The organism is Paenalcaligenes sp. (genome assembly GCF_030152715.1).
Taxonomy (GTDB): Bacteria; Pseudomonadota; Gammaproteobacteria; order Burkholderiales; family Burkholderiaceae_B; genus Paenalcaligenes; species Paenalcaligenes hermetiae.
Genome location: NZ_JASLIX010000076.1, coordinates 1 through 3341, shown reverse-complemented (window position 1 = coordinate 3341; position 3341 = coordinate 1). Strand labels below are relative to the sequence as shown.

5 protein-coding genes are annotated in these 3341 nt (G+C 47.9%); all 5 read right to left on the bottom strand.

All coding sequences use genetic code 11. The features are described from left to right. Positions 1-95 (bottom strand): hypothetical protein (locus Q1V74_RS06240; RefSeq protein WP_300647535.1); only part of this gene is annotated, 95 nt, incomplete at its 3' end. A gap of 163 nt (positions 96-258) precedes the next feature. Further along, positions 259-651, bottom strand: a complete 393-nt coding sequence (gene rpsI / locus Q1V74_RS06235; RefSeq protein WP_260650064.1) for a 30S ribosomal protein S9 — start codon at positions 649-651, stop codon at positions 259-261. A gap of 9 nt (positions 652-660) precedes the next feature. Next, a complete protein-coding gene (gene rplM / locus Q1V74_RS06230) occupies positions 661-1089 on the bottom strand; it encodes a 50S ribosomal protein L13 (protein ID WP_260650063.1) in 429 nt (142 codons plus the stop codon). A gap of 185 nt (positions 1090-1274) precedes the next feature. Further along, complete coding sequence (locus Q1V74_RS06225) at positions 1275-2375, bottom strand: TRAP transporter substrate-binding protein (protein ID WP_260650062.1); 1101 nt, start codon at positions 2373-2375, stop codon at positions 1275-1277. A 140-nt stretch (positions 2376-2515) separates the two neighbouring features. Then, positions 2516-3341 (bottom strand): metallopeptidase TldD-related protein (locus Q1V74_RS06220; RefSeq protein WP_300647534.1); only part of this gene is annotated, 826 nt, incomplete at its 5' end.

Genomic DNA, 3341 nt, shown 5'->3' with positions numbered 1-3341 from the left:
TGCTGAGCAAGTAAACGTAATAGTTCTACACCGGTGTAACCCGTGGCGCCAACAATACCAACTTTTATTTTTGTAGGCTGAGCAGATGTGGACATGGTTCCCCTTTTTATATGAGAAAAAATAAATCAATCATCTGTTTATGATATAGGATCTGTGATTTTTTTGGGGATTTCTCAGCATAGAGATCAAAAAACAAAACCCCGACCAGAGTCGGGGTTTTGTACATACACCAGCCAAAGCTGGCGCATACGCAAAAAATTAGCGCTTGCTGAACTGTTTGCGACGACGTGCTTTGTGGAAACCGACTTTTTTACGTTCGACTTCACGAGCATCACGCGTAACCAAACCAGCTTGTTTAAGTGTAGGTTTGAGCGTTTCGTCGAAATCAATCAAAGCACGGGTAATACCGTGACGTACAGCACCCGCCTGACCGCTTTCGCCGCCACCGTGTACGTTAACTTTGATATCAAAGTTTTCTAGTAGCCCAGTCAAAACCAAAGGCTGGCGCACAATCATGCGGCCGGTTTCGCGAGCAAAGTATTCGTCTACAGGTTTACCGTTTACAACAATAGCACCTGTACCCTTTTTGATAAAAACACGAGCTACCGAAGATTTGCGGCGCCCGGTACCGTAATTCCAATTACCGATCATGACCTGTCCTTAGATATCCAGGGGTTTAGGCTGTTGGGCCGCATGGGGATGTTCGGCGCCAGCATAAACCTTGAGTTTCTTGGCCATGGCGTAACCCAATGGGCCTTTGGGGAGCATACCTTTGACGGCTTTTTCTAAAGCACGACCAGGGAAACGCTGTTGCATGGTTTCGAAGTTGGTCTCTTTGATACCACCAACATAACCGGTATGACGGTAGTATTTTTTGTCTTGCATTTTATTGCCGGTAACGCGTAGTTCTGCTGCGTTAATCACAACAATATAATCACCCGTGTCAACGTGCGGAGTGTATTCAGGTTTGTGTTTACCACGTAGGCGGCGTGCAACTTCGCTGGCCACACGACCGAGGACTTTGTCCTTGGCATCAATCACAAACCACTCACGACGGACTTCATGGGGTTTGGCCACAAAGGTCTTCATGATAGGTTCCTAATAAAAAGGCATTACGCCATAAACAATCATATTTAATCTTGTTCGCCAAGACGTTATGATTCGCCCGTGCCAACACGATTAAAGAGTAAACACAAAATTTTAACACAAAAAAAATAAAAACAATAAAAAAACCCCCATTCCATAACGAATGGGGGTTTTTGGCCACAAAGGGCTTATTTGTTGCGGTTCGCCAGAGCGATACCTAAGTAGTTATCGTAGGAGCCTTCAGCAACACGGAACCATGGCACAAGCTCATCACGGAAGCTCATGTAGTTTTCGTAAATACGTTTAAAGCGCTCGTCTTTGTCGCAGAACTCTTTATATAGCTCGTTGGCAGCGGCAAAAGATGCATCCATAACATCGCGAGGGAAGGCTTTTAATACAGCACCGCTTGCGATCAGACGACGCAATGCACCTGGGCTTTGTGAATCATAGACGGTGAGCATTTTGTCACCGGCAGCGCGAGAAGCGGTCTCCACTAAAGATTGATATGCTTTAGGTAGCTCGTTATAAGCATCGTTGTTTACATAGAGCGATACTTGAGCAGAGCCTTCCCACCACCCGGGGTAATAGTAATACTTAGCGACTTTTTGCAAGCCGAGCTTTTCATCGTCCACGGGGCCAACGAACTCTACCGCATCCAATGTCCCTTTTTCTAGAGAGGGGTAAATATCCCCTGGTGGAACCTGCTGAGGCACCACACCCAGACGCGCTAAGACCTCGCCCGCAAAACCGGCCGTGCGCATTTTCAAGCCTTTTAGGTCTTCAATGGATTTGATTTCTTTACGATACCAACCACCCATCTGGGTGCCAGTGTTACCAAATGGGAAGTTAACAATATTACGCGTAGCAAAAAGCTCGCGCATTAGCTTTAGCCCATCCCCTTCGTGCATCCAAGCGTTCATTTGGCGTGAGTTTAAGCCAAACGGCACAGCGGTATCAAAACAGAAAGAAGGGTCTTTGCCGTAGAAGTAGTAAGAAGCGGTTTGACCGGCTTCTACTGTACGGTTTTCTACTGCGTCCATGACTTCGAAACCGGGAACAATTTCCCCAGCGGGATAAAGACGGATGGAGAAATTACCATCAGACGCCTCTTCGACCATTTTGACAAAAAGCTCAGCGGCAGAGTACAAAGCGGGCAAAGAAGGACCATAAGTGGAAGTCATCTTCCAGCTGATTTTAGGTAGGCTTTCGGCAATAGCTGGCGCAGCTACCGCGGCAGAGCCTGCGACGGCGGTCAAGCCGGCTTTTTTAAGAAATGAACGACGCTGCATCGCGTAGATCCTCCGTGGCGTTCAAGTTAATAAATGACCGGAAATGACACGGCCGATCTTTGATCATACACCGTGCCAATATGATCTGTAACTAGGGTTTGCACAGGGTAATTAGGTTGTGCTATGAGCTAAATGTAACATCAGTTCCCAGCAACAGCCATCTGTTCAATCAAAATTGAACCAGTTTGCTTACCACCACGGATCAACTCGTCTGCCCCGACTGCAACCACTTGTTGATACATTTGCGCCAAGTTGCCAGCAATAGTGATTTCCTCAACCGCATGCTGAATCTCCCCATTTTCAACCCAATAACCAAAAGCGCCACGAGAATAATCACCGGTGACGTAATTAACACCCTGCCCGATCAGCTCTGTCACATACAGCCCAGTTCCCATTTTTTTAAGCATGGCTGCTAAGTCATCCTGCGCTTGTGTATGGGACGACAGTAAACGCAAGTTATGGGCGCCTCCGGCATTACCCGTTGTTTTCATCCCAAGTTTACGCGCTGTATACGAAGACAGAAAATAACCATGGAGCTCCCCCTGGTCTACGATCACGCGGTCAGTAGTTTTTACCCCCTCGGAATCAAACGGCGCACTACCCAGGCCAGCGACAACATGGGGACGCTCAATGATCTGGATGTGGGGGGCAAACACCGCTTTACCGAGTTGATCGAGCAAAAAAGAGGTCTTACGATACAACGCTCCCCCACTTGCGGCTCGGACAAAAGAGCCCAGTAACCCCGCTGCTAGCGAGGCATCAAAAAGCACTGGGTATTTGCCCGTTTTAAGTCGTTTTGCCCCCAATCGGGCCACGGTACGTGCAGCGGCGATACGCCCTACCGATTCCGGCGTATCCAACAAACGTGGCTTACGCGCTACAGTGTACCAATAGTCTCTTTGCATCCCTTGGTCATTTTCGGCAATAGGCGTAGCTGAAATACTGTAACGACTATACGGGTAGCCA

Excerpts from the sequence above, each read along its gene's own strand:
- rpsI (WP_260650064.1), bottom strand. The coding sequence starts at position 651 with ATGATCGGTAATTGGAATTACGGTACCGGGCGCCGCAAATCTTCGGTA.
- rplM (WP_260650063.1), bottom strand. The coding sequence starts at position 1,089 with ATGAAGACCTTTGTGGCCAAACCCCATGAAGTCCGTCGTGAGTGGTTT.
- Q1V74_RS06225 (WP_260650062.1), bottom strand. The coding sequence starts at position 2,375 with ATGCAGCGTCGTTCATTTCTTAAAAAAGCCGGCTTGACCGCCGTCGCA.